This is a genomic window from Nocardia bhagyanarayanae (genome assembly GCF_006716565.1).
GTDB lineage: Bacteria > Actinomycetota > Actinomycetes > Mycobacteriales > Mycobacteriaceae > Nocardia > Nocardia bhagyanarayanae.
In genome coordinates, this window is sequence record NZ_VFPG01000001.1 from 4,665,702 (window position 1) to 4,686,872 (window position 21,171).

Consider the following 21,171-nt stretch of genomic DNA (forward strand, 5'->3'; position numbering starts at 1 on the left):
ATTACTCCTTGTCACTATCGGTGAATTGGTCGTCCGGCCAAGGCATTCCGTCTTCGATATCGCGCGCGACGCCGTCCAGCCACGCGATCTCCGCGGCACGCAGATGCTGGAGGTACTCGGCTTCCAGCAGCACCGCCCGCGGGAGTCCGGCCGAGTGCTCGTCCAGCATGCGGGCGGTATCGGCGTGCCCCTCGCGCAGTCGTCGCGAACGTCGGCGCAGCGACTGCGCCGCGGCTTGCGGCGTGAGCGCGGTGAGGTGGGCCAGTGCGGCGACGAAGCGCGGATATTCGTTCACCGGCTCGGTGAGGAACCGCTCCAGCAGCTCGTCCAGCATGGTCCGTCCGGGCTCGGTGATCTCGTACACCGTCCGCTCCGGTCGGGATCCTTCGCGCGCCGTACCGGCTTGCCGCACCAGCCCCGCCCGTTCGAGGCGGCCGATCGCGTCGTAGAGCGAGCCGCCGCGCATCTTCACCACGTCCTCGATGTGCCGCTCGCGAATGGCGATCTTCATCTCGTACGGATGACGCGGCCGCTCGGCCAGCATCGTCAGCACCACCATCGTCAGGGGCGTTTGCAGCGCGCGCAGTTCTCGGGCCACCGGCGTCCTTTAGTCGAGTTCGTCTAGTCGAATTCGACTATATAGGAATGCGGGTCTTTTGGCACCCCGGGAACAGCGTGCCCCTCGTTGACGACGTCGCCTCTGCGGCAGCCGGATTGCGTCAGGCGGGGTCCTCGCTGACGTGGTGGCAGAGCGCCGGGCGGCACCGTGGCGGCGGATTCCCGATGCTCAGCTTTGGGGGCAGCTGTCCAGGAGGCGGTCGACGGTGGTGGTGATGGTGTCGGCGAGCAGGTCGAGGTCGGGGGTGGTGTCGTAGTCACCGGTGATGCCGAACCCGAGGTGGTCGCGGTAGCTCAGGATCGCGATGGCGGTGCGCAGGCGCATCGCGATCGGCGCGTACGGGAACATCTCCAGGACCTCGTGGCCGTGCAGCCGCAGGGTGCGGGCGGGGCCGGGCACGTTGGTGGCCAGTCCGGCGATGCTGTGTTGCGGGAAGCGCAGTGCGGTGCGCACCGCCCAGGCCAGGGGTGCGAAGGGCACCCACTTGGCGAGCGACAGAATCGAATTCGCCGCGCCCGCTTCGCCGCTGGCCTTGTGCTTGTTCAGGCGCTGGTGCACGGTGCGCAGTTGGTCGAGCGGGTCGTCGAGTTCGGTCGGCAGCTGCGGCAGCATCGCCGAGACCCGGTTGTCGAGCACGCCGTCGGCGTCGGTGGTGCGCACCGACACCGGCGCCAGGATCCGGACGGTCTCGGTGTCGGGTTCCTCGTCGCGGGCGAGCAGCATGGCCCGGAACGCGGCGGTCACCGCGGCGAGCGCGACGTCGTTGACCGTCGCATCGAACACGGCGCCGATCCTTTTGACCTGGTCCAACGACACCCGCGCGACGGTGTAGCGGCGTTGGCGCCCGATCGGTCCGGTCAGCGAGGACCCGCTCTCGGGCACGATCGCGTTCCACGCCAACGGCACCGCCGCGCGCACCGTGCGCAGCAGCGCCGCCGGCGCCTGGACCGGCAGTCGCAGACCATCGGCGAGTAGGGCCCGCCAATCCCGGCCGCGGTCGGCGTCGTCATCCGGCTCGTCGCGTTTCGGAGTCGGGGAGTCGGGTGTCGGATCGCAGAAGCGTTGGAAAAGCGAGATGCCGGAGACGCCGTCGACCATGCTGTGGTGGGCGGTGACGATCAACGCCCACCGGTCGTCGGCCAGGTGCTCGACCACGGTGCAGCGCCACAGCGGGTGGTCGCGGTCGAGGCGTTCCGTCATGACGGTGGCCACCATCTCCCACAGCGTGGTTTCGTCGCACGGTTGCGGCAGCGCCGCCCAGCGCAGGTGATGGCCCATATCGAAGTGTGGGTCGTCGACCCACCGCGGGGCGCTCAGATCGAAGGGCGCCCGCCGCAGTCTCTGGCGCAGTCGCGGGTTCGCGCCGATTCGTTCGGCCATGCGGTCGGTGAATTCCGCACGCGAGCCGGGGCTTCCGCGCAGGATCGCCACCGCGCCGATGCCGAGGTTGACGTGTTGATCGATGTCCTCGAGTTCCATGAATCCCGAATCCAACGGACCGAGCTCGCTCATCAGATCATCCCATCTCGATCTCGTCTCTCGCTGCTCATGCCTGGCGTACCCGCTCGGCGCGATCCAACCCGATTCCGGCGAATCAGCGTGGTCGCGGCGCCTCGCGTGGCCGAGCCCCCTCAGCGATCGGCAGGCTCGACCCAGCGGCGCAGAGCGTCGATGGTGGTCTCCGGCGAGGTGTTGAAACAAAAGCGGATCCCCGGCGCGATCTCGGCAACCACATTCACCAGACGCTCGAACAGCAGGGTGTGCTCGGCCGCCATGCGTACGCCCGCACCGATCATGGCGACTCGGAACGACCCGCGCGAAGCGCATTCCCGCAGCTGCGCCTCGGCCGCATCGGGGTCCGCGGGCACCTGACACGAGACGATGTCGAATCCGGCGGCACGGAGCGCGGACTCGCCCGCCTCGATGCGTGCGGTAAGGGTCGCTTGATCGATACCCGGATACCGGCTGTAGTCGACGGCGCTGGGATGCAGCCCGATCGACAACACGGTCGAATGCCGTCGTTCCACCGTATGATCCTCCGTTCTCGCCACGAACATGAACAGCACCAAGCCGACACCCACAGTGGCGGCCAGCGCCGCCCTCACCACGACGCGGTTCCATTCCTGTCGAAGAAGCCTCCGGTGGGTCCGCCGGGATCCACGCATGCCAGCTCGACGATGGCGTCGGTGCCCTCCACGACGGATTGAAAACCGGTGTGCCCGTTGAGGTCAGTGGCCGTATAGCCCGGGTCGACCGCATTGATGCGGATCTCGGGCAAGGCGGCGGCGTACCTGGTTGTCAGCATGTTCAGCGCCGCTTTGGTCGTCGGGTAGCCGAGTGCGGGCGGCAGGAGATCCTTCCATCGCGGGTCGGTGACGGTCGCGATCGAGCCCATGCCGCTGGAGACCATGACAATGCGCGGATGGCCGGAGGCGCGCAGCAGCGGCAGGAAGGCATGCGTCACCCGGACCGGGCCGAAGACATTCGTCTCGAAGACCTCACGCAGCTCGTCGACTCGGGTATCGGCCGGATGGGTGCGCGGGCCGCCGACAGCGGCATTGTTGATCAGGACGTCGAGGTGGCCGGCGGAGGCCCGCACCGCGTCGGCCGCCGCGGTCACGGACTCGTCCGACGTCACGTCCAGCGTGACGAAGCGCACGCGCACCCCCTCCTCGGCCAGTTCGGCCAGCGTCTCGGCGCCGCGAGCGGGATCGCGGGCGGCGAGGAACACCTCCCAGCCCAATCCGGCAAGTCGGCGCACCGTTTCGCGTCCGAGTCCTTTGTTCGCTCCGGTCACCAGGGCAGTCGTCGTCGTCATGGTTGGAGCCTCGCGCCGGTCGCCGTCCGGCTCCAGGGTCGGCGAGGCATGGGACTGGCGGTACCACCCCGGGTGGTCGGTCCTACGGCACGATGGAACGGTGGACAGAGCGGAATTGGCGATGGTGCTGCGCACCGCGCGGTCGCGCGTCGAACCCGCCGACGTGGGGCTGCCGAGTGGTTCCCGCAGACAGGTTCCCGGGCTGCGACGCGAGGAGGTCGCGCAGCTGGCCGGTCTCAGCGTCGACTACATCGTCCGGCTCGAGCAAGGGCGCGGCCCCAAACCTTCCGATCAGGTGCTCGGCGCACTGTCTCGGGCGCTGCGATTGAGCGACCCGGACCGCGATCTGATCTTCCGGCTCGCCGGATCCGGTCCACCACAGGCCGGGCGCATTCCCATGCTGATCCGGCCGAGCGTCATGCGCCTGCTCGACCGAATGGCGGACCTGCCCGCCCTCGTGCTGTCCGCCAAATCCGATGTGCTGGCGTGGAATTCGCTGGCGGCGGCGCTCTTCGGCGACTTCTCCGAGCGCCCGCCCATCCAGCGCAACATCATGTGGCAACGATTTCTCGGCACCGGTCTCGACCAGGTGGTCATGACGCCGGAGGAGGAAGCGGCCAATGCCGTCGACTGCGTCGGCTGTCTGCGCACGGTGCAGGCCAAGTACCCGAAGGATCCGGATCTCGCCCGGCTGATCGACGAACTTCGTTCCGGCAGCGCGCGATTCGACGAGCTGTGGCGGGCGGGGCGCTCCGGGCGGCTGCGCAGCCTCAGCAAAACCATCGCGCACCCCGACCTGGGCGCACTCACTCTCGATTGCGACGCCCTGCTGGTGCCGGAGGCGGATCAGACCGTCGTCGTCTACTCGGCCGCACCCGGTACGCCCGAGGCCTCGGCCCTCGAACTACTCCGCGTGACCGGTCTCGAACGATTCGGTCCAGTCAACTGACACGCCGGAGGCGTACAGCTCATTCTCACCCGGTCATCCGGCGGCTTGCCGCGGTGCTCGGCGATCCTGACCTGACCCAACTCGTGCTAGCAAACTAGCAAGCTAGCGTGCTAGCATTTGTCCCGTGGGCGACGAGGATGTGAAGCAGTTCAACGTCTACCTGCCGATCGGACTGATCAAGCAGGTCAAGTTCCAGGCGATCGAGTCGGGAATGTCGCTGTCGGCGCTGGTCGCCGAGGCGCTGCGCGCCTACCTCGACGACACCCACCCGAAGACACCGCCGGGAAAGGATTGACATGAAGACCGAAGGCATCGAAGCCGTGTTCCTGGAGACGCACAACTGGGGCAAGCAGGCGCGATTCCTGCGCGAACTGGGATTCGAGGTGGAGTTCGAGACCGACCACGGCTCCGGCCAGTTCCGCAACGGCGACGGACCCTATGTCTTCGTGGCGGAGATCCCGCCGACCAGCGAGCCGCGGACGCTCCTGGTTCTGAAGGCCGCCGACACGGCGGAGCGCCCCGGTGGCGACGTCGAGATCGTCAGCGAGTTCGAGCCGACCCACTACGGCACCCAGGAGATGACCGTCCGCGACCCTGATGGGCGACTGTGGAATCTCCAGGCGCCGGGGGAGGAGTGAGCGCGATGCCGATCATCGCTCCGGACCACACCGCGGTCCGCGTCGCGCTGTGGCGGGCTCTGCACGCGGAAATCGATGCGCGGCCGAGTGTGTTCGACGACCGGATCGGACTGCGACTGGCAGCGCCCGAGGACGGCTGGCGGGACCGCCCGGATATGGACCCGCGGACGACGAGCCCGATGCGGGCGGGCATCGTGGCGCGGGCCCGCTTCGTCGAGGATCTGCTCGCCGAGCAGATCGACCGCGGTGTGGATCAGTACGTTCTCCTCGGCGCCGGGCTGGACACCTTCGCGCAGCGCCGGCCCGAGCTCGCCGCGCGGCTGACGGTGTTCGAGGTCGACCAGCCCGGCACGCAAGCGTGGAAGCGGCAACGCCTCGGCGAGCTCGGATCGGCCGTTCCGGACGGCTTGCGCTGGGTGCCCGTCGACTTCGAGGTCGACTCGTGGTGGGAGCGGCTCACGGCCGCCGGTTTCGATCCGGGTCGCCCCGCGGTCGTCGCCTCCACCGGCGTCTCCATGTATCTCGACCGGGAGACGAACGTCACCACCCTGCGACAGCTCGCGACGCTCGCGCCGGGTTCGACGCTGGCTGTGACGTTCATGCTGCCACTCGAACTCGTCGGCGCCGGGGAACAGCACATGCGCCGGTTCGCCGAGCAGGGCGCCCGCGCCTCGGGCACCCCGTTCGTCAGCTTCTTCCGGCCCGGCGAAATAGTGGCGCTCGCCGAGGAGTCGGGCTTCGCTTCCGCCCACCACATTTCGTCCGAGGAGCTGACCCGCCGCTACTTCGCCGACCGCACCGACGGACTGCGACCTGCGGAGTCGGAGCAGATTCTGGTGGCAAGTACCTGATCCGTTCTCCGGACCCGATCGACCCGCTCGCGGCGCGCGCCAGGGATACTTGCCAGGTGACAGAAACAGCCGGGCTCCATACGGTGGACGCCAGCCTCGAGCAGCCGCCTTTGGCCGGGAGCTTCCGCTTCTGGTTCGCCGACCAGCGCTGGGAGTGGTCCGACGAGGTCGCCGTCCTGCACGGGTACGCACCGGGCACCGTCGTCCCGACCACGGAGCTGCTGTTGGCGCACAAGCATCCCGACGACCGCGCCGAGGTCGCCGACACCCTGGTCACGGTGGTGCAGACCGGTCAGCCGTTCTGTAGTCGTCACCGGATCATCGATACCGCCGGGGTCGAGCACCACGTGCTGGTGGTCGGCGACCAGTTGCGCGATCACACCGGTGCGCTGGTGGGCACCGCGGGCTTCTACGTCGACGTCAGCGACAGCGTGGACGAGACCCGGCGCGCGGTCCTGAACGAGGCGTTGCCGGAGCTGGTGGAGGCCAGGGCGGTGATCGAGCAAGCCAAGGGCGCGCTGATGCTGGTGTACGGGATCAGCGCCGAGCAGGCGTTCAACGTGCTGGCCTGGCGCTCGCAGGAGACGAACACCAAGCTGCGTACCATCGCCGAGAAGCTGGTCAGCGCGTTGCGCGATTTCGGCGGGGGTTCGGTGAGCACTCGCACCCGGTTCGACCATCTGCTGCTCACCGTGCACGAACGCCCCTGACATCCAGGTCGGTCGCTTTCGGCGCGGCATCGTCGGGCGGGGCCGACTGTTTGACCGCCCCCGGCGATGCCGCCGTATCCGAGCGGTGTCCACCCGCTGACCGCTGGCTGAACGGTGAGCGGAAGCGCCGCCCCATATTCGTAGCAAACCCGCGCCGCTCCGCCGACCCTTTCGGACGAGAACGCCGAAGATCCCCGCCCGCTGCCGGGTCGGCACCCGCCTTCGTGGCCGTCGACCTGGCTCGATACGCTGTCGTACGCAAGGTTCGGACTCCGCCGACTTCTGTTGGCCAGCGCCATATTTCGGCTCCGTCGACAGGTCCGGTCGCGAGTCCGGATGAGCAGCAGTGGAGACCCAGTGACCATCGACAAGAGCAAAGGCGCCGAAGTACACGGGATCTTCGAGAAGATCGCCGGATACTACGACCGGATGAACTTCCTCATGACGCTGGGCAGTCACCGGCGATGGTGTCGTGAAGTGGCCGAGCGGGTGGCGCCGCCCGCGGGCGGACAGCTCTTGGATCTCGCCACCGGGACCGGCGCGATCGCCTTGGAAGCCGCACGGCGGTATCCCTCCGTCACGGTGACGGGCGTCGACTTCTCGGAGGAGATGCTGGCGCGCGCCCAGAACAAACCCGGTGCGCAGTCGGTCCGATGGCAACGCGCGGACGCGGCTCGCCTGCCGTTCGACGACGAGACTTTCGACGGGATCACCGAGGGTTATCTGCTCAGGAACGTCGAAGACCTGGAGGGCGTGCTCCGCGAACAACACCGGGTGCTCAAGCCCGGCGGCCGGATCGTCGTACTCGAAACGTGTCCGCCGAGCGGGCCGGTGAAGCCGATCGTGGAGTGGGGGATGCGCATCGTCGTTCCCCTGCTCGGCCAGGTCGTGGCTCGTGACCGGTCGTCCTACACCTATCTCGAATCCAGCACGCTCGCCTTCGCCACACCGGAGCGCGTCGCCGAAATCCTCCGCGGGCTCGGTTTTCAGGACATCGGGTGGAGCAAGAAATTCCTCGGCACCAACGTGGTCCTGTGGGCCACCAAGTCGATGGCGTGAAGGGCTCAGTTCGCCGGCACGGCCGGTAACGGCACCGACCAGCGAATGGCAGTCCCTCCGGAGACCTTTTCGGCGCTGAAGCGGCGGCGACTGTGGGCTATCGCCGGTTGCGCTTGCCTGCCCGCAGGCGGTGATTGTCGGCGTGCAATTCGGCGTTGGCGTCTTCGAGGTCGAGGATGCGGGCGATCCCCGCGAGGTTGACCCCTTCGGCGACCAGCGCCGTGATGCGCTGCAGCCGGGTGAGGTCGTCTCCGCTGTAGCGGCGGGTGCCGCCGTCGCTGCGGGCGGGGGTGATCAGGCCGTGGCGTTCGTAGAGGCGCAGGGTCTGTACGCCGATGCCCGCCAGATCGGCGGCCACCGAGATCGCGTACACCGCGCGCGTGGGGTCGGGTTGCGGCGGCTGGTGCTGCGGGCGAACCATCCTGCTCCTCGATACTGCTTCCTACTGCTCAGGTTTTCTATGGTAGACCCTTGCATGCAGCTGCCGACAGTGCTATAAGAAATCTATACCGGATGGCATAGATCCGGATCCGACTATCGAGAAGACGGTTGGTTGGAGGTGACGATCATGCTGATGCGTACCGATCCGTTCCGCGATCTGGACCGCCTTGCGCAGCAGGTGTTCGGCACAGCGGCCCATCCCGCGGCGATGCCGATGGACGCTTGGCGCGAGGGCGACAGGTTCGTGGTCGAGTTCGATCTGCCGGGCATGGACCCCGATTCGCTGGATCTAGGCGTCGAGCGCAACGTCGTGACGGTGCGCGCCACACGCCCTGAACTCGAGGGCGACCGGGAAATGATCGCCGCGGAACGCTCACGCGGTGTGTTCAGCCGCCAGTTGTTCCTCGGCGAGACCCTCGATGTCGATCGCATCGACGCCGAGTACACCGACGGCGTGCTGCGGTTGACGATCCCGGTGGCGGAGCAGGCCAAGCCGCGCAGGATCGAGATCGCCCACGGCAACGGGCACAAGGCGATCAACGCCTGAGCCGCGCCGGCTCGACGCTTCCCCTCGGAGGTAGGGCCATGACCGGCATCGATGCTCTCGGTGTCTACGACCCGCTCGACGCGCGGCTGCTGCTGCTCGACCCCGACCTCGAACCGTTGTTCGCCGAGGTCGACGAGGTCTTGTCCGAAGCCCTTGCGCCCAAGCGCGTTTCGGGGCGTCCCGGACTTCGGGCACGAGCACCCCGCCCGCCCGCCGACGTCGAGCGCGGTTGGCGGACACCGAGATTGACAGGACGGGCGCCGCCGAGAACGCGTGCGACCCAGCGCGGTCCTCCGCGCACTCGGACCGAACGGATCGATTGGTGAACAGGTGGAAGTGAGGTGATGTCATAGACACGACTGCGGTTGAATCTCTCGCAAGTCACGTCTTCCTTCGCCGGGGCGGGCCCGGAGCGATTACCGGGGCCCGCCCCCCTGTCATCCGAGTGACCAGTGCACGACGCAAGGAGGTTGGCCATGACCACGATTCCCGCTCGCGACGACGCAGACTACGCCGAGCAGCGCACCCTCGTCCACGACGCCGACCGCCACATCGGCCTGGACACCCGCGCGCTGCACCCGTTGGCCGAACGCATTCGCGCCGCCTTCGACGCCGCCGACACGACCGATCGAATCGACCAATCCTTCATCACGCCGCTACCCGATGACGACGAATACCCTCTCGCCTACTGACACCGGCACGAGCACCGATCCCCTCGGTCGCTACCGGTACGCCCTCGCGTTGCCGACCGGCCTGGCGCTGATCGCCGCCCTCGGCGCGCCGCCGATCGTTCTGCTGCTGCTGACCGCCACCCTTGGCTGCGCCATTCTCGCCTCCGTACTGCGAGAATCACGCGCGGCCGCGATCCAGGGCGGCCGCGACCAGCCACCGGACCGGCGCGCGCCGGGCGCCTAGTTGCCGACCGTGTGCCCACTCCCGCGAGTGGGGGACAATGGGGTATGGCCTCGCCAGCCCTGACCGTGGTGACCGGTCGCCCGGGCACCGGGAAGACGACCCTTGCCCACAGCCTCGCGCGCGAGATCGGCTGCCCGGCGATCGTCCACGACGAGATCACCCAGGGCATGGTCCTGACCAATTCGCCGACCCGGACCGCGGGCGTCGGGGAAGCCTTCGAGCGTCCCGCATTGGACGCCTTCTTCGACATCATCGCCGCGCTGGCGCGGGCGGGAGTCACCCTCGTCGCCGAAGCCGCGCTGCCGGGCAAGCTGTGGCAGCCGCGCCTCGAGGCACTCACCGAGCTCGCCGAGATCCGCATTCTGCGCTGCACCGCCCCGACGTCGATCGTCCGCGGCCGCATCACCCAGCGCATCGCGACCAACCCGCACCGTCGGGCCCGAAGCGATGAACTCTTGGAGGGGATCGATCCCGATACGGCCTCCGAAGCGGACTTCGACCCAGCGATCGACGAGCTGCCCACCCTGACCGTGGACACCACCCACGGCTACCAGCCCGGTCTCGTGGCACTGTCGCGTTTCGCGACCCGACCCGACCCCGGCGCGACCCTCGAGGCCTGAGCTCGAGACGAAGTCGCGCGAGGCCGGGGACGACGGGCTCGGGGAATCACGAAGTGCGTGATTTGGTGATGGCGTCCTTGGCACGGTCCATCATGGCCGCGAACGGACCGACGAGCATGTTCGCGGTGGCGGACTCGACGCCGGGATGCGGGCGGGTCGGCGCCATCGCCTCGGCGAACTTCACGGCGCTGCGCAGGCGCTGGAGTTCGTCGGGTTCCAGTTCCGCACGCAGCCGGTTGAACTCTTCGTGCTCTTCGTGCTCGGCGTGGGCGAGCACGCCGTCGCGCAGGGCCGCCAGTTTGGCGTCGAACTCGGGGGAGTCGATGTCGACGGCTTCGATGTCGGCGAGTTGGCGCTTGGCCTTGTTCTCTTCCTCCAGACGCGCGTCGATGATCTTGGCGCCGTCATCGACTTCCCGCCGGAAGCGAGGGTGGATGATCTCTTCCTCGGCGGTTTCGTGGACAGCCAGCAGGCGGCGCAGTTCGTAGAACTTCTGCTCACGTTGCTCCGCTGTCGGCGCCTGCTCGACCTCGGCGAACAGTTCGCGGATGCGCACGTGCTGATCGATCAGGAACGCGACGGCATCATCGGTGGTGTTGATCGTCGTAGCTTCCATGATTACCTCCTCGAACGACTGGTCGGCTCGGCGCAAATCACGCCGCTGCCGCCGTACCCCTCGACGGGGACGGCAAACGCGGCGTGATCCAGACTCCGCCGATCGGTGGGGCGTGGTCGAGTTCAGCCCTCGGCGGCATGGATGTGCGGGGTGGGCTGCTGGAGCCGCCAGCCGCCGCCTTTGCAGTCGGCGGGCAGCGGGGGCAGCCGGTGTCCGGCGACATCGGTGCTGAACCGGTGTCCACACGAAGTGGGGCCGCAGCACTCGTAGATCCCGCTGGCGGGCGCCTTCTGGCCCGGCTTGAGTATCTCGTTCTCCTCGAGCTTCGTCATATTCGGCCGATACCCGACAACCCGTTTCGTACACCGCTGCTGGACGGTGATGGCGGCACCCCGGGCCTGAAGGTTGCGACGGATTTGCGCGGTGGGTCGCGCGCGCCGTCCGAGAACCGGCCTCGAGCGCCGCGCATTCTGGCCGCCTCCGGCCATCGGGCGCAGCTGGCGGCGTACATCACCGCGAACATGGAGTTCATGCGGGATCGAACGACCGTCCTGCGGGCACTGATCGAGCTCAACAGCAATGCCCGGGCGGCGATCGGGGAGCCGTTTCTCGACGACGGGGCGCCGATTCGCCGCTGCCGCCGCTGGAGGAAGGTCTCCGCGCGGGCCGAGCAGCGGGCGAATGCGGCGATTTCGATGCCCATGTGATGGCGGTGACGCTGCGCGCGGCCATCGAGACCATCGCGATCCGATATGCCGAGGGCAGGTGAGCGATGTCGATTTCTATGCGGCGCAACTTGTTACGTTGTTCGATCGGGCGACCGCTCCGGAACGCACACTGGATACCGAGTGACGTCGGACCGTCCATGATCGCCGAACCGAAAGGGAAGCAATGAAACTGGAACCGGGACAGGTCGCGGTGGTGACCGGCGCCGCCAACGGCATCGGACGAGCGGTGTCGCAGGCGCTGTGCGATCGCGGGATTCGAGTGGTGCTCGCCGATATCGATGGCGACGCCGTCGCCGAGGTCGCCGACGAGTTCGGGTCGGAGCACCTCGCGGTGCAGACGGATGTCGCCGATCCGCGACAGGTTCAGCGACTGGCCGACGCCACTGTGGAGCGCTTCGGTCGTGTCGACCTGGTGTTCAACAATGCCGGAATGGGCGTCGGCGGGCCCCCTACACCGCCGGCAAGCACGCGGTCGTCTCGCTGACCGAGGCGCTGCACGGCGAGTTGGCCGTACTCGCGCCCGGGATCGGAGCCACGGTGGTGTGCCCGGGGCCGGTCGACACGCAGATGCTGCGCGGGCTCACCGACGGCATCGGATCGTTGCTCGGCGACGGCGACGTCCCCGCGCAACCCACCGAAGGATGGTTGGGCACGCTCACCCCGGAGCAATGGGAGCGTCTCGCACCGGGATTCGAGGCCATCACCCATCTGGCGAACGAGGCCATGCCCGCCGCGCGTGCCGCGGAGATCATCCTGTCGGCGGTCGAGGCCGACCGTCTCTATGTCACCACCCATCCGCACTGGGCGACACAGGCCAGCGATCGAGTCGCGAAGATCGTGGCCGATATGCAGGCGTCCGGGTAGTCCGAGTGGTTTCGCCGTGCGGCCTGCACCGGACGGGCGGCGTTCCCCCCGCCGAGGCGGTCGGCTCCGCGCCCCAACGGCTCGTGGCGGCCACCTCGGCGAGCGTGTCGGCGCGCCCGTTCGGGGCGTTCATGTCCGGCGAAAAATCAACGAGCGCAGGCCTTTTCGATCATCCCTACCACATCGGCGGGGTTGTCGACCTGGACTACGAGCCGTGCGTAGCGCTCGTCGGCCAGTTCGATGACCACGGCCTTGTCGGGATCGCGGACGTCCCAGAACACTCGTTCTCCGTCGATGTGAAAGGTCCCCGCCGTGATCACGCGGGGGAGGTGCGTGCCCGGCGCGCGAATGCCTTTGCGCTCTTTGATGATTCCGGGGTCGACGGTCGCGCCGCGGACGTTCGCCAGCGGGATCACCAGGCGGCTCTTCAGCGCCCACAGTTTGTCCAGGCCCGCCATGCGGACCACCAGATCCGTGCCGTCGATGCTGACCTCGGCCATGCCGTTCTCCTTCGTTCGTCTCTATCGATCGGTCTGTGTTCGTCCGGTGAACTCGTCCGCGAGGCGGGCCACATCGTCACCGGCGCGGGCGCGCAGCCGAAGTCCGAGCAATGTCGCGGTCGACATTGTTCCGTCGCCCAGCGCCGCGGTGACCGCATCGAGTTCCGCGAACGCGCCCGTCACCTCGGCGGCGATTTCCGGATCCGCCGCACCCTGCTCGATGGCGGCCATCAGCAGCAGGTCCAGGCCGCCGATCCCCTCGGAAACCACTGCGGCACAGAGGATTCGCAACGGATCATCGGCGGCCGCGATCGCGCTCGAGTTCTGCTTCCGCACCGCTCGCAACGCCCGCAGATACAGACCGCGCTTGCTGCCGAAGGTGCGATACAGGCTGTGACGGTGTACGCCGAGGTGGCCGACGAGGTCGTCGATCGACACGGCGTCGAATCCACGCCGGGCGAACAGTTCCGCTGCCGACTCGACGACAGCAACCTCGTCGAATGTTCTCGGTCGCGCCATGTCACCACCTTACCGAGTTTGGGAACATTCAGTCAAGAACGATAGTTCCCAAACTCCGGTGTGCGGCAGAAGGCGTTGCGCACGCGGCGGAAATCTCCCCGGCGACGCGCGACGATCGGCCGAATGCCGGACGTAGGATGGCCGTTACCAGCCCACTCCTCGAGGAGGCGGCGATGACCGACAGCCCACGATCGATCGCCGAAAGCGACATAACGCTCCCGCCGGGTGCGGACCAGGAGCGATTTTCCGGCTACGGGGTGATGGGGATGCCCTTCACCAGCGGCCACTATCTGGCGCTTCGGCACTTCCCCGCCAGCTCGGTCGGTGCGGGATACGACGCGGTCTGGTATCGAAGCCCGGCCGGGAAATGGGTGATCTACAGCAGTGTCGCCCCGGAGGCCAGTTGCGCCCGCTATTTCGGTGCGGCCCTCGCAGACGCGCGGGTCGCGCCCATCTCGGTGACCTGGACGGGTCCGTCCGCGTTCACGGTCGAGGTGGGGGACGACATCGTGTGGGATCTGGAGCTCGGCCGATCGGCGGCGACGGCGGCGATGACGGGTCTCGGCCGGATGGTGCCCGCGACCTGGCGGCAACGCCCCGCGGTCCTGGCGCTCATGTCGCGCGTCGCCGGTCCGGCGCTGGGTGTCGGGCGGGTGCGGCTCAGCGGCACCGCGCCGAACGGGCAGTGGTTCCGTGCCGATCCGCGGATGCTGTGGCCCGTCGAGAACGGTCGCGCGCGCATCGACGGCATCGATATCGGCCCGCCGGGACCGTTGGCGGAGCAGGCGAAGCTGGGTGATTTCTGGTTGCCGCAACGCGGCATGTTCGCCGTCGGCGAGACGTATTTCGAGCCATACGACGCGACACGGCACCGGGCGGCGCGCTCCGCCTCATGACACCGGCGTCGGCATTCACCATCCGCCGTCGAACAACGCCGAGAGCGCCGGTCCCGGATCCGCCGCGGTGGTCGTGTTCGCGACGACGACAACGATCGAGGCCAGCGACGACAACGCCGCGAGAACACCGAAGGACCCCGATACGCGCCTCGCTCGCGTGTCGGTCGCTCGCGCGAATCGCTTCCACACCACCACATTCAAAGCGAGGAGAACGATCGCCACGACCGCGGCGATCACGGCCATCGCCACGTGATAGAGCGAGAAGTCGCTGATCATCACCGCCAGCGCGGGAGTTTCGCCACCCCCGCTGAGGGACTCGGCCAGTCGCTGCCTGACCTGATCGAGCGTCTCGGCGAGCTCACCGTCCGTGTCGCCGCCAGTCAGCATCGGCAACAGCGAGGCGTAGGGCGCTACCGCACCCTGAACGTTGGCCATCACCGCCAGCAACGAGAACACCCCGAGCGCCGTGACGATCATCCCGGACGAGGCGAGTGCGACATTTCTGCCCGCGTCGAGACCGCGGGCCCGAAGGAATGCCCGCCACAGCAGAACGCCGAGCGCGACGAACACGATCAGCAAGAGCGCGGCGATCACTCCCTTGGTCACGTGGTACCAAAACCAGTAGTCCACAGCGCTTTCCAAGGCCGGGGAGAAGTCCCGGGCGCCGGAACGCCAGTACTCGACGAACGCCTCGCGGAAAGCTTCGCGGAGATCGCGCTCGTCGGCGAAATCGCCCGCCAGCGTGGGCGGAACGACGACGAACGCGGCCGCGAGGACGACGGCGAGTGCGCCGAGCACACCGAGTGCGCGACCGAATCGCGACGGGGCCACCGGTACGGACAAGACGCTCCTTCAGCTCGAGCAAAGGAAATCCCAGGCCGACCCCGAAGGGCCGCCCTGGGATACACCACGACAACTCAGCGGACGTCGAAGCGGTCGTTGTCGACCACCTTGACCCACGCGGCCACGAAGTCGTTCACGAACTTCGCCTGCGAGTCCTGCTGCGCGTAGACCTCGGCGATCGCACGCAGCACCGAATGCGACCCGAAGATCAGGTCGTTGGCGGTCGCCGTCCACTTGGACTCGCCCGTGCGCCGGTCGGAGCCCTCGTACACGTTCTCCGCCGACTCGGACGCCTTCCACTCCGTGCCCTGGTCGAGGAGGTTGACGAAGAAGTCGTTCGTCAACGTGCCCGGCCGGTCGGTGAAGACGCCGTGCTCGGTGCCACCGTAGTTGGCGCCGAGGGCGCGCAGGCCGCCGATCAGCACGGTCAGCTCCGGAGCCGTCAGATCGAGCATGTACGCCCGGTCGACCAGCAGGCGCTCCAGCGGAGCCTTCTCGCCGGTCCGCACGTAATTGCGGAATCCGTCGGCCCGCGGTTCGAGCACCGCGAACGACTCCACGTCGGTGTTCTCCTGCGACGCGTCGGTGCGTCCCGGTGTGAAGGGCACCGTGACGTCGTGGCCCGCGTCCTTGGCCGCCTTCTCCACCGCCGCGGACCCGGCGAGGATGATCAGATCGGCCAGCGAGACCTTCTTGCCGCCGGACGCCGAGCTGTTGAAGCGCTGCTGGATCTGCTCGAGCACGGGCAGCACCTTGGCCAGTTCGGCCGGTTCGTTGACCTCCCAGTTCTTCTGGGGCTCCAAGCGGATCCGGGCGCCGTTGGCGCCGCCGCGCTTGTCGGTGCTGCGGAAGCTGGCGGCCGACGCCCACGCGGTCTTGACCAGCTGCGGGACCGACAGGCCGGACTCGAGAACCTCGCTCTTGAGGGCCGCGATGTCCTGGTCGTCGATGAGCTCGTGGTCGACGGCGGGCACCGGGTCCTGCCACAGCTGCGGCTCCGCGACCCACGGACCGAGGTAGCGGCTGATCGGACCCATGTCGCGGTGCAGCAGCTTGTACCACGCCTTGGCGAACGCCTCGGCGAGCTCCTCCGGGTGCTCCAACCAGCGACTGGTGATCTCGCGGTAGATCGGGTCTTCGCGCAGGGACAGGTCCGTGGTCAGCATGGTCGGGGTCCGCGCGGGGCCGCCGAACGGATCCGGGATCGCGCCTTCGCCCGCGCCGTCCTTCGGCTTCCACTGCCACGCACCGGCGGGGCTCTTGGTGAGCTCCCACTCGTAGCCGTACAGGTTCTGCAGGAAGCCGTTGCCCCACTTGGTCGGGGTGGCGGTCCAGACGACCTCGAGGCCGCTGGTGATGGCGTCCTTGCCCTTGCCGGTGCCGTAGGCGCTCTTCCAGCCAAGGCCCTGCTGCTCGATCGGGGCGGCTTCGGGTTCGGCGCCGACCAGGCTCGCGTCGCCCGCGCCGTGGGTCTTGCCGAAGCTGTGGCCGCCGACGATCAGCGCGGCGGTCTCCTCGTCGTTCATCGCCATGCGGCCGAACGTCTCGCGGATGTCGCGCGCGGCCGCCACCGGATCGGGCCTGCCGTTGGGGCCTTCGGGGTTCACGTAGATCAGGCCCATCTGGACCGCGCCGAACGGGCTCGCCAGCTCACGGTCGCCGCTGTAGCGCTCGTCGCCGAGCCAGGTGTCCTCCGGGCCCCAGAAGACCTCTTCCGGCTCCCAGATGTCGGGCCTGCCGAAGCCGAAGCCGAAGGTCTTGAATCCCATCGACTCGAGCGCGACGTTGCCCGCGAACACCAGCAGGTCGGCCCACGAGATCTTGTTGCCGTACTTCTGCTTCACCGGCCACAGCAGCCGGCGAGCCTTGTCCAGGTTGGCATTGTCCGGCCAGCTGTTGAGCGGCGCGAAGCGCTGGGCGCCCTGACCGCCGCCGCCGCGTCCGTCGGCGATGCGGTAGGTGCCCGCCGCGTGCCAGCTCATCCGGATGAACAGGCCACCGTAGTTGCCGTAATCGGCGGGCCACCAGTCCTGCGAATCGGTGAGGACCGCCGCGACATCGGCCTTGAGGGCGTCGACGTCGAGTTTCTTGAACTCCTCCGCGTAGTCGAAGTCCTCGCCGAGCGGGTTGGACTTGGAAGAGTGGGCGTGCAGCACCGAGACATCGATCTGCTCCGGCCACCAGTCTTTGTTGGAGCGGGGGCGATGTTCGGTCTTCTGCGTGGGGGAGGGGATCGCCGGGTTCTCGGTCTCGCTCGTGCTTCGAGTTCCGGTATCCGGAGCGGGGGGACGACTATCTGATGTCACGACATTCCTTCCTGAATGAGGTGCGGGCTGCGATCAGGGACGTTGGGATGCGGCGCAGTCGGGACACAGACCCCAGTAGATGACCTCGGCCTCGTCGATGGCGAAACCGTGGTCCTCGGATGCGGTCAGACAAGGGGCATGGCCGATCGCGCAGTCGACATCGGCGATCGACCCACACGCCCGGCACACGACGTGATGATGGTTGTCGCCGACCCGCGACTCGTAACGCGCCACGGAGCCGGACGGCTGGATGCATCGGATCAGGCCCGCGGCGGTGAGCGTGCGCAGCGAGTCGTACACCGCCTGGTGTGACACCGCCGACAGGCGCGAACGCACGGCGCGGATGATCGAATCCGTGTCGGCGTGCGGGTGGTCGTGCACCGCGCCGAGCACCGCGACTCGCGGAGCGGTCACGCGGAGCGAAGCTCCCTGCAGCATCTGCTGGAATTCCTCGGCAGTGTGCACGGACGAAAGTCTTGTCCGTTTTCTGGAACGAGTCAAGCATTTGTCCGCGGGAGGCCCGTCCCCCGACGTCGACGTGCGGAGGACGGACCCCTTCCCCGACGGCCGCGAAACGCCGCCACGTTCGCGGGCCGACTCGACCCTAGCCGCCGACCTCGGAATCGGCGCGCATCGACACCGCCCGGCTCGAAATTCGTCGAATCCGTTGTGCCCCTGCCCTCGGTAGCTGGCAGTCGTCGCCGCGCGTATGACAAGATCGCCCGGTTCGTCGAGCTGTGCGCAGGAGGCTTTCGCTTGGATCTACGCTTGGGACCCAACAGATCTCATCGGATCCGGCGTGCCGTGCTCGCGCTCGCGGTGGGGGTAGGACTACTCGGGGTGCCCGTGTCGGCGTCCGCGGAGGACGTCGCCGACTCCTACATCGATCGCCTGTCCGAGGCGGCGGACACCCCGGCGCTGCGGTGGTCCGATTGCCAGGACGGCTTCCAGTGCGCGTCCGCGCAGGTGCCACTGGACTACAACCAGCCGCACCGCGACCGGATCGAGTTGGCGGTGATCAAACTGCCCGCCGCCGATCCGAGTCGGCGGATCGGCACACTGTTCGTCAACTTCGGCGGTCCCGGCCCGTCCGGGGTGGACCGTCTGCGGGAGCGGGCGCGGTGGCCGTGGCTGTTCTCCGACGAACTGCGCGCGCGGTTCGATGTGGTCTCCTGGGACAGTCGATCGGTGGCCCGCAGTGCGGCGGCGCGCTGCTTCCCGACGATGGACGAACAAGCGGCCTTTCTCGGCGCGATGCCCCAAATGCCAACGGTCCCAAGCGAAGAGGCCGCGTTCTACGGCTGGTCCAAAGAGTTCGCCGACCGCTGCGGGCGGAACGCGGGTCCGATACTGAACCACGCCTCGACCGCCAACACCGCGCGGGATCTCGAACTCTTGCGCCGCGCCGTCGGCGATCCGAAGCTGACCTATCACGGCATCTCCTACGGCACGCAGCTCGGCGCGATCTACGCCAACATGTATCCCAGCCGGGTGCGGGCGATGGTCTTCGACGGATCGATCGACTTCGAGGGCAACGTCAACGGTCACGACGGGCAAGGCGCGACGGTTCCGCTGGACACTCGACAGGGCGTGGCCGACGCGATCGCCGCCACCTTCGACGCCTTCCTGCGGCAGTGTTCGGCGGCCGGGCCGCGGTGCGCGTTCTCCTCCGGTGATCCGAGGGTGAAGTGGACGGTGCTCGCGGAGCGGGCTCGCGTGGCGCCGATCAGGCTCGACGACCAGACGTGGACGTACGCCGCGGTTCTCGCTGCCGCGTCGAGTCTCGCGCAGCCGTCGACCTTCCCGGATCTCGCCGCGCTGCTGCAGAAGTTGTTCGACGCGGGCACCAGCGTCCCGGGACTGCTGCCGGTCGCTCGCGGCGAGTCCTATCTGGGCAACCGCACCGAGGCGTACCACGCGATTCAGTGCGCCGACAGCGTCGTCCCGACCGACACCGGCGCCTACAGTCGCGCGGCGATATCGGAGGATCTGCGGGTGCCGCACTTCGGGCGAATCGCCGTCTTCGGCACCACGACCTGCGCGTTCTGGCAAGGCCACGACGCCGACCGGTACACCGGACCGTGGAACCGCCGCACCGCCGCCCCGATCCTGGTGCTCAACAGCAGATTCGACCCGGCGACCCCGTTGTCCGGCGCCTTGGCGGGCGCGACCCAGCTGGCCGACGCCCAGGTGGTGGTGATCGAAGGCGCCGGGCACAGCAGCATGTACGTGCCGAGCACCTGTGCCGAGCGAACCAAACGGGAGTACCTGTTCACCGGCCGACTTCCAGCGGAAGGCACCGGCTGCGCGGTCGACGAGTCGCCCTTCGACTGACTCTGCTGCGGGTTGTTCTTCGTGCGCACGGGTACGCACGAAGAACGATGTGCTCGCGGGCTAGTCGGGCAGACCGACCGTTTGATCGCAGCTCTCCGGCGGGTCCACCAGTTCGCATTCGGCAGGGGGACGAGTCGGCCGGTAGCCGGTCGGGACGCCGCCGGATCGAATGATCGTGCGGTAGGTGTCGACGGCGTCCGTCGGTCGGCGGGCGAGCGTGGGATCGGTGCGAACGTCGACGGTGTAGAGGCCGAAACGCGGTGTGTAGGAACCCCATTCGTAGTTGTCGGTGAGGCTCCAGTAGTTGTAGCCGATCAGGTCGATGCCGTCGGCCTTGGCGCGCTGCAGCCAGTAGACGGTGTCGCGGAGGTGCTCGGAGCGGGTGTAACCGTCGGCACGGGGGCCACCGTTCTCGGTGGGCATGCCGTTCTCCACGACGTACAGCGGGCGGTCCGGGAACAGGCGCGAATAGTGCCGCAACGCGTAATAGATGCCCTCGGTGCGAATCGGCAATTCCCAGATGGCCGGACCCTGGTTCGAACCGCCCTGTACCGACTGACCGGACTCCGGCAGTACCGCGAAATAGTAGTCGACGCCGATGAAGTCGAGCTTGTCCGCGATGCGGTCGACCATCGGCTGGTTGACCTCGGTCTCGGCGCCCGCCACGTAGCCGAGGTTGCTGGTGACCTGCGCATCGGGCGCGGCGTGGTGGATGACGTCGTAGATCGTGTTGTGGGCCTGAGCCATTCGGTCCAGCATCGCGGGCGCCTCGTCGACGGTGATGGCGCCGATACGCAGCTCGGTGCCGACGTAGGCGGCGGGCTCGTTGAAGGTGACCCACAGCGGGTTGCGAGAGGCGTAGCGGTCAACCACCTTTCGCATATTGGTCAGCCAGTCCTCGACGATGCCCGGATTGCGCCAGCCGCCGCGATCGCTCACCCAGCCCGGATAGACCCAGTGGTCCAGGGTCAGCATCGGCCGCATGCCGGCCGCGACGATACGGTCGATCACATCGTCGTAGAACCGGAACGCCGACGAGTCCCAGATTCCCGGCTCCGGCTGGAGGCGGGCCCATTCGATCCCGATCCGGTACACCTGAACCCCGAGCCGGGCGGCCAGTTCGATGTCGGAGGGATGGCGCTCGAGGAAGTCGACCGAATTCAGGTATTCGTCCCCGGCCTCGCCCGAGTCGATGTAGCGGGTCCAGTTGCTGTCGGGAGCGTGGCCCTCCGACTGGAAGCCGGATGACGCGACTCCCCAGAGGAATTCGTCGCCCAACGGCGCGACGGTCGCGTGCGCCGAGGGAACTGCCCCCGGCGCGAGCGCCACGGTCGCGGTCATGGCGAGGGTGACGAGGGCGTATCCGCACTTCCGTGTTCGCATGGAGCTCCTGTCTCC

Annotated in this window: 29 protein-coding genes; 16 read left to right on the forward strand and 13 right to left on the reverse strand. The window is 68.0% G+C overall.

Features of this window, described 5'->3' with window-relative positions; genetic code table 11:
• Nucleotide 1 precedes the first annotated feature (1 nt).
• The 4 genes from FB390_RS20140 to FB390_RS20155 form a co-directional block, all read right to left on the reverse strand.
• Nucleotides 2–598 (reverse strand): PadR family transcriptional regulator, encoded by a 597-nt coding sequence (locus FB390_RS20140; protein WP_246124115.1) that lies wholly within the window; start codon nucleotides 596–598, stop codon nucleotides 2–4.
• 189 nt (nucleotides 599–787) lie between these two features.
• Nucleotides 788–2,131 carry a wax ester/triacylglycerol synthase family O-acyltransferase gene (locus tag FB390_RS20145; protein ID WP_141810327.1) on the reverse strand — a complete coding sequence of 448 codons (1,344 nt, stop codon included), beginning with the start codon at nucleotides 2,129–2,131 and terminating at the stop codon, nucleotides 788–790.
• Nucleotides 2,132–2,250: 119 nt separating this feature from the next.
• Nucleotides 2,251–2,646 (reverse strand): hypothetical protein, encoded by a 396-nt coding sequence (locus FB390_RS20150; RefSeq protein WP_221639323.1) that lies wholly within the window; start codon nucleotides 2,644–2,646, stop codon nucleotides 2,251–2,253.
• Nucleotides 2,647–2,720: 74 nt separating this feature from the next.
• Nucleotides 2,721–3,437 carry an SDR family NAD(P)-dependent oxidoreductase gene (locus FB390_RS20155; RefSeq protein ID WP_141810328.1) on the reverse strand — a complete coding sequence of 239 codons (717 nt, stop codon included), beginning with the start codon at nucleotides 3,435–3,437 and terminating at the stop codon, nucleotides 2,721–2,723.
• Nucleotides 3,438–3,537: 100 nt separating this feature from the next.
• Here FB390_RS20155 and FB390_RS20160 point away from each other — a divergent pair, with 100 nt between their 5' ends.
• The 6 genes from FB390_RS20160 to FB390_RS20185 all read left to right on the forward strand — a co-directional run bounded on the left by FB390_RS20160 (nucleotide 3,538) and on the right by FB390_RS20185 (nucleotide 7,644).
• The gene (locus FB390_RS20160; protein ID WP_141810329.1) at nucleotides 3,538–4,386 is read left to right on the forward strand and encodes a helix-turn-helix transcriptional regulator; all 849 of its coding nucleotides are present in this window, start codon (nucleotides 3,538–3,540) and stop codon (nucleotides 4,384–4,386) included.
• Nucleotides 4,387–4,510: 124 nt separating this feature from the next.
• Nucleotides 4,511–4,681, forward strand: coding sequence for a ribbon-helix-helix domain-containing protein (locus FB390_RS20165; protein ID WP_141810330.1), 171 nt, complete (start codon nucleotides 4,511–4,513; stop codon nucleotides 4,679–4,681).
• 1 nt (nucleotide 4,682) lies between these two features.
• Nucleotides 4,683–5,024 (forward strand): VOC family protein, encoded by a 342-nt coding sequence (locus FB390_RS20170; RefSeq protein WP_141810331.1) that lies wholly within the window; start codon nucleotides 4,683–4,685, stop codon nucleotides 5,022–5,024.
• Nucleotides 5,025–5,029: 5 nt separating this feature from the next.
• Nucleotides 5,030–5,875, forward strand: coding sequence for a class I SAM-dependent methyltransferase (locus FB390_RS20175; protein WP_141810332.1), 846 nt, complete (start codon nucleotides 5,030–5,032; stop codon nucleotides 5,873–5,875).
• Between the two features lie 56 nt (nucleotides 5,876–5,931).
• Nucleotides 5,932–6,585 (forward strand): PAS and ANTAR domain-containing protein, encoded by a 654-nt coding sequence (locus FB390_RS20180; protein WP_141810333.1) that lies wholly within the window; start codon nucleotides 5,932–5,934, stop codon nucleotides 6,583–6,585.
• A 357-nt stretch (nucleotides 6,586–6,942) separates the two neighbouring features.
• Nucleotides 6,943–7,644: a ubiquinone/menaquinone biosynthesis methyltransferase gene (locus FB390_RS20185; protein WP_141810334.1), complete on the forward strand. Its 702-nt coding sequence runs from the start codon at nucleotides 6,943–6,945 to the stop codon at nucleotides 7,642–7,644.
• 97 nt (nucleotides 7,645–7,741) lie between these two features.
• On the opposite strand, the gene FB390_RS20190 is transcribed toward FB390_RS20185, so the two are convergent.
• A complete protein-coding gene (locus FB390_RS20190) occupies nucleotides 7,742–8,065 on the reverse strand; it encodes a MerR family transcriptional regulator (protein ID WP_141810335.1) in 324 nt (107 codons plus the stop codon).
• 147 nt (nucleotides 8,066–8,212) lie between these two features.
• Between FB390_RS20190 and FB390_RS20195 the strand changes: the two genes are divergently transcribed.
• From FB390_RS20195 to FB390_RS20215, 5 genes are all read left to right on the forward strand, one after another.
• Nucleotides 8,213–8,632 carry an Hsp20/alpha crystallin family protein gene (locus FB390_RS20195; RefSeq protein ID WP_141810336.1) on the forward strand — a complete coding sequence of 140 codons (420 nt, stop codon included), beginning with the start codon at nucleotides 8,213–8,215 and terminating at the stop codon, nucleotides 8,630–8,632.
• A gap of 38 nt (nucleotides 8,633–8,670) precedes the next feature.
• Nucleotides 8,671–8,958 carry a hypothetical protein gene (locus tag FB390_RS20200; RefSeq protein ID WP_141810337.1) on the forward strand — a complete coding sequence of 96 codons (288 nt, stop codon included), beginning with the start codon at nucleotides 8,671–8,673 and terminating at the stop codon, nucleotides 8,956–8,958.
• A 150-nt stretch (nucleotides 8,959–9,108) separates the two neighbouring features.
• On the forward strand, nucleotides 9,109–9,324 hold the full coding sequence (locus FB390_RS20205) for a hypothetical protein (protein WP_141810338.1): 216 nt from the start codon (nucleotides 9,109–9,111) through the stop codon (nucleotides 9,322–9,324).
• Nucleotides 9,296–9,547, forward strand: a complete 252-nt coding sequence (locus tag FB390_RS20210; protein WP_141810339.1) for a hypothetical protein — start codon at nucleotides 9,296–9,298, stop codon at nucleotides 9,545–9,547. The genes FB390_RS20205 and FB390_RS20210 overlap by 29 nt, the downstream gene beginning before the upstream one ends.
• Nucleotides 9,548–9,591: 44 nt before the next feature.
• The gene (locus FB390_RS20215; protein ID WP_141810340.1) at nucleotides 9,592–10,167 is read left to right on the forward strand and encodes a P-loop nucleotide/nucleoside kinase family protein; all 576 of its coding nucleotides are present in this window, start codon (nucleotides 9,592–9,594) and stop codon (nucleotides 10,165–10,167) included.
• Nucleotides 10,168–10,213: 46 nt separating this feature from the next.
• Here FB390_RS20215 and FB390_RS20220 read toward each other — a convergent pair whose 3' ends face one another.
• Both FB390_RS20220 and FB390_RS20225 read right to left on the reverse strand, forming a co-directional pair.
• Complete coding sequence (locus FB390_RS20220) at nucleotides 10,214–10,783, reverse strand: hemerythrin domain-containing protein (protein WP_141810341.1); 570 nt, start codon at nucleotides 10,781–10,783, stop codon at nucleotides 10,214–10,216.
• A 122-nt stretch (nucleotides 10,784–10,905) separates the two neighbouring features.
• Nucleotides 10,906–11,115, reverse strand: a complete 210-nt coding sequence (locus FB390_RS20225; RefSeq protein WP_141810342.1) for a hypothetical protein — start codon at nucleotides 11,113–11,115, stop codon at nucleotides 10,906–10,908.
• Nucleotides 11,116–11,304: 189 nt separating this feature from the next.
• Between FB390_RS20225 and FB390_RS20230 the strand changes: the two genes are divergently transcribed.
• The 3 genes from FB390_RS20230 to FB390_RS33600 all read left to right on the forward strand — a co-directional run bounded on the left by FB390_RS20230 (nucleotide 11,305) and on the right by FB390_RS33600 (nucleotide 12,375).
• Nucleotides 11,305–11,490: a hypothetical protein gene (locus FB390_RS20230; protein WP_141810343.1), complete on the forward strand. Its 186-nt coding sequence runs from the start codon at nucleotides 11,305–11,307 to the stop codon at nucleotides 11,488–11,490.
• A 184-nt stretch (nucleotides 11,491–11,674) separates the two neighbouring features.
• Nucleotides 11,675–11,995, forward strand: coding sequence for an SDR family oxidoreductase (locus FB390_RS33595; protein ID WP_185757100.1), 321 nt, complete (start codon nucleotides 11,675–11,677; stop codon nucleotides 11,993–11,995).
• Between the two features lie 53 nt (nucleotides 11,996–12,048).
• A complete protein-coding gene (locus FB390_RS33600) occupies nucleotides 12,049–12,375 on the forward strand; it encodes a hypothetical protein (RefSeq protein ID WP_185757281.1) in 327 nt (108 codons plus the stop codon).
• A gap of 146 nt (nucleotides 12,376–12,521) precedes the next feature.
• Here FB390_RS33600 and FB390_RS20240 read toward each other — a convergent pair whose 3' ends face one another.
• Complete coding sequence (locus tag FB390_RS20240; protein WP_141810345.1) at nucleotides 12,522–12,875, reverse strand: hypothetical protein; 354 nt, start codon at nucleotides 12,873–12,875, stop codon at nucleotides 12,522–12,524.
• Nucleotides 12,876–12,896: 21 nt separating this feature from the next.
• Entirely contained in the window at nucleotides 12,897–13,394 is a 498-nt protein-coding gene (locus FB390_RS20245; RefSeq protein WP_141810346.1) for a TetR/AcrR family transcriptional regulator, read from the reverse strand.
• 173 nt (nucleotides 13,395–13,567) lie between these two features.
• Here FB390_RS20245 and FB390_RS20250 point away from each other — a divergent pair, with 173 nt between their 5' ends.
• Complete coding sequence (locus FB390_RS20250; RefSeq protein WP_141810347.1) at nucleotides 13,568–14,290, forward strand: hypothetical protein; 723 nt, start codon at nucleotides 13,568–13,570, stop codon at nucleotides 14,288–14,290.
• Nucleotides 14,291–14,305: 15 nt separating this feature from the next.
• Here FB390_RS20250 and FB390_RS20255 read toward each other — a convergent pair whose 3' ends face one another.
• The 3 genes from FB390_RS20255 to FB390_RS20265 form a co-directional block, all read right to left on the reverse strand.
• A complete protein-coding gene (locus tag FB390_RS20255) occupies nucleotides 14,306–15,133 on the reverse strand; it encodes a hypothetical protein (RefSeq protein ID WP_221639324.1) in 828 nt (275 codons plus the stop codon).
• Between the two features lie 74 nt (nucleotides 15,134–15,207).
• Complete coding sequence (gene katG / locus FB390_RS20260; protein ID WP_141810348.1) at nucleotides 15,208–17,439, reverse strand: catalase/peroxidase HPI; 2,232 nt, start codon at nucleotides 17,437–17,439, stop codon at nucleotides 15,208–15,210.
• Nucleotides 17,440–17,472: 33 nt separating this feature from the next.
• Nucleotides 17,473–17,877, reverse strand: a complete 405-nt coding sequence (locus FB390_RS20265) for a Fur family transcriptional regulator (protein WP_174554798.1) — start codon at nucleotides 17,875–17,877, stop codon at nucleotides 17,473–17,475.
• A gap of 408 nt (nucleotides 17,878–18,285) precedes the next feature.
• Between FB390_RS20265 and FB390_RS20270 the strand changes: the two genes are divergently transcribed.
• Nucleotides 18,286–19,773 (forward strand): alpha/beta hydrolase, encoded by a 1,488-nt coding sequence (locus tag FB390_RS20270; RefSeq protein ID WP_246124116.1) that lies wholly within the window; start codon nucleotides 18,286–18,288, stop codon nucleotides 19,771–19,773.
• A gap of 60 nt (nucleotides 19,774–19,833) precedes the next feature.
• Here the strand turns inward: FB390_RS20270 and FB390_RS20275 are convergent, their stop codons facing one another.
• A complete protein-coding gene (locus FB390_RS20275) occupies nucleotides 19,834–21,156 on the reverse strand; it encodes a family 1 glycosylhydrolase (protein ID WP_141810349.1) in 1,323 nt (440 codons plus the stop codon).
• Nucleotides 21,157–21,171: the final 15 nt, after the last annotated feature.

Coding starts and splice junctions, on each gene's coding strand:
- FB390_RS20145 (WP_141810327.1), bottom strand. CDS start 2,131: ATGAGCGAGCTCGGTCCGTTGGATTCGGGATTCATGGAACTCGAGGAC.
- FB390_RS20155 (WP_141810328.1), bottom strand. CDS start 3,437: ATGACGACGACGACTGCCCTGGTGACCGGAGCGAACAAAGGACTCGGA.
- FB390_RS20170 (WP_141810331.1), top strand. CDS start 4,683: ATGAAGACCGAAGGCATCGAAGCCGTGTTCCTGGAGACGCACAACTGG.
- FB390_RS20175 (WP_141810332.1), top strand. CDS start 5,030: ATGCCGATCATCGCTCCGGACCACACCGCGGTCCGCGTCGCGCTGTGG.
- FB390_RS20190 (WP_141810335.1), bottom strand. CDS start 8,065: ATGGTTCGCCCGCAGCACCAGCCGCCGCAACCCGACCCCACGCGCGCG.
- FB390_RS20195 (WP_141810336.1), top strand. CDS start 8,213: ATGCTGATGCGTACCGATCCGTTCCGCGATCTGGACCGCCTTGCGCAG.
- FB390_RS20200 (WP_141810337.1), top strand. CDS start 8,671: ATGACCGGCATCGATGCTCTCGGTGTCTACGACCCGCTCGACGCGCGG.
- FB390_RS20205 (WP_141810338.1), top strand. CDS start 9,109: ATGACCACGATTCCCGCTCGCGACGACGCAGACTACGCCGAGCAGCGC.
- FB390_RS20210 (WP_141810339.1), top strand. CDS start 9,296: ATGACGACGAATACCCTCTCGCCTACTGACACCGGCACGAGCACCGAT.
- FB390_RS20215 (WP_141810340.1), top strand. CDS start 9,592: ATGGCCTCGCCAGCCCTGACCGTGGTGACCGGTCGCCCGGGCACCGGG.
- FB390_RS20220 (WP_141810341.1), bottom strand. CDS start 10,783: ATGGAAGCTACGACGATCAACACCACCGATGATGCCGTCGCGTTCCTG.
- FB390_RS20225 (WP_141810342.1), bottom strand. CDS start 11,115: ATGACGAAGCTCGAGGAGAACGAGATACTCAAGCCGGGCCAGAAGGCG.
- FB390_RS20230 (WP_141810343.1), top strand. CDS start 11,305: ATGGAGTTCATGCGGGATCGAACGACCGTCCTGCGGGCACTGATCGAG.
- FB390_RS33595 (WP_185757100.1), top strand. CDS start 11,675: ATGAAACTGGAACCGGGACAGGTCGCGGTGGTGACCGGCGCCGCCAAC.
- FB390_RS20240 (WP_141810345.1), bottom strand. CDS start 12,875: ATGGCCGAGGTCAGCATCGACGGCACGGATCTGGTGGTCCGCATGGCG.
- FB390_RS20245 (WP_141810346.1), bottom strand. CDS start 13,394: ATGGCGCGACCGAGAACATTCGACGAGGTTGCTGTCGTCGAGTCGGCA.
- FB390_RS20250 (WP_141810347.1), top strand. CDS start 13,568: ATGACCGACAGCCCACGATCGATCGCCGAAAGCGACATAACGCTCCCG.
- FB390_RS20265 (WP_174554798.1), bottom strand. CDS start 17,877: ATGCTGCAGGGAGCTTCGCTCCGCGTGACCGCTCCGCGAGTCGCGGTG.
- FB390_RS20275 (WP_141810349.1), bottom strand. CDS start 21,156: ATGCGAACACGGAAGTGCGGATACGCCCTCGTCACCCTCGCCATGACC.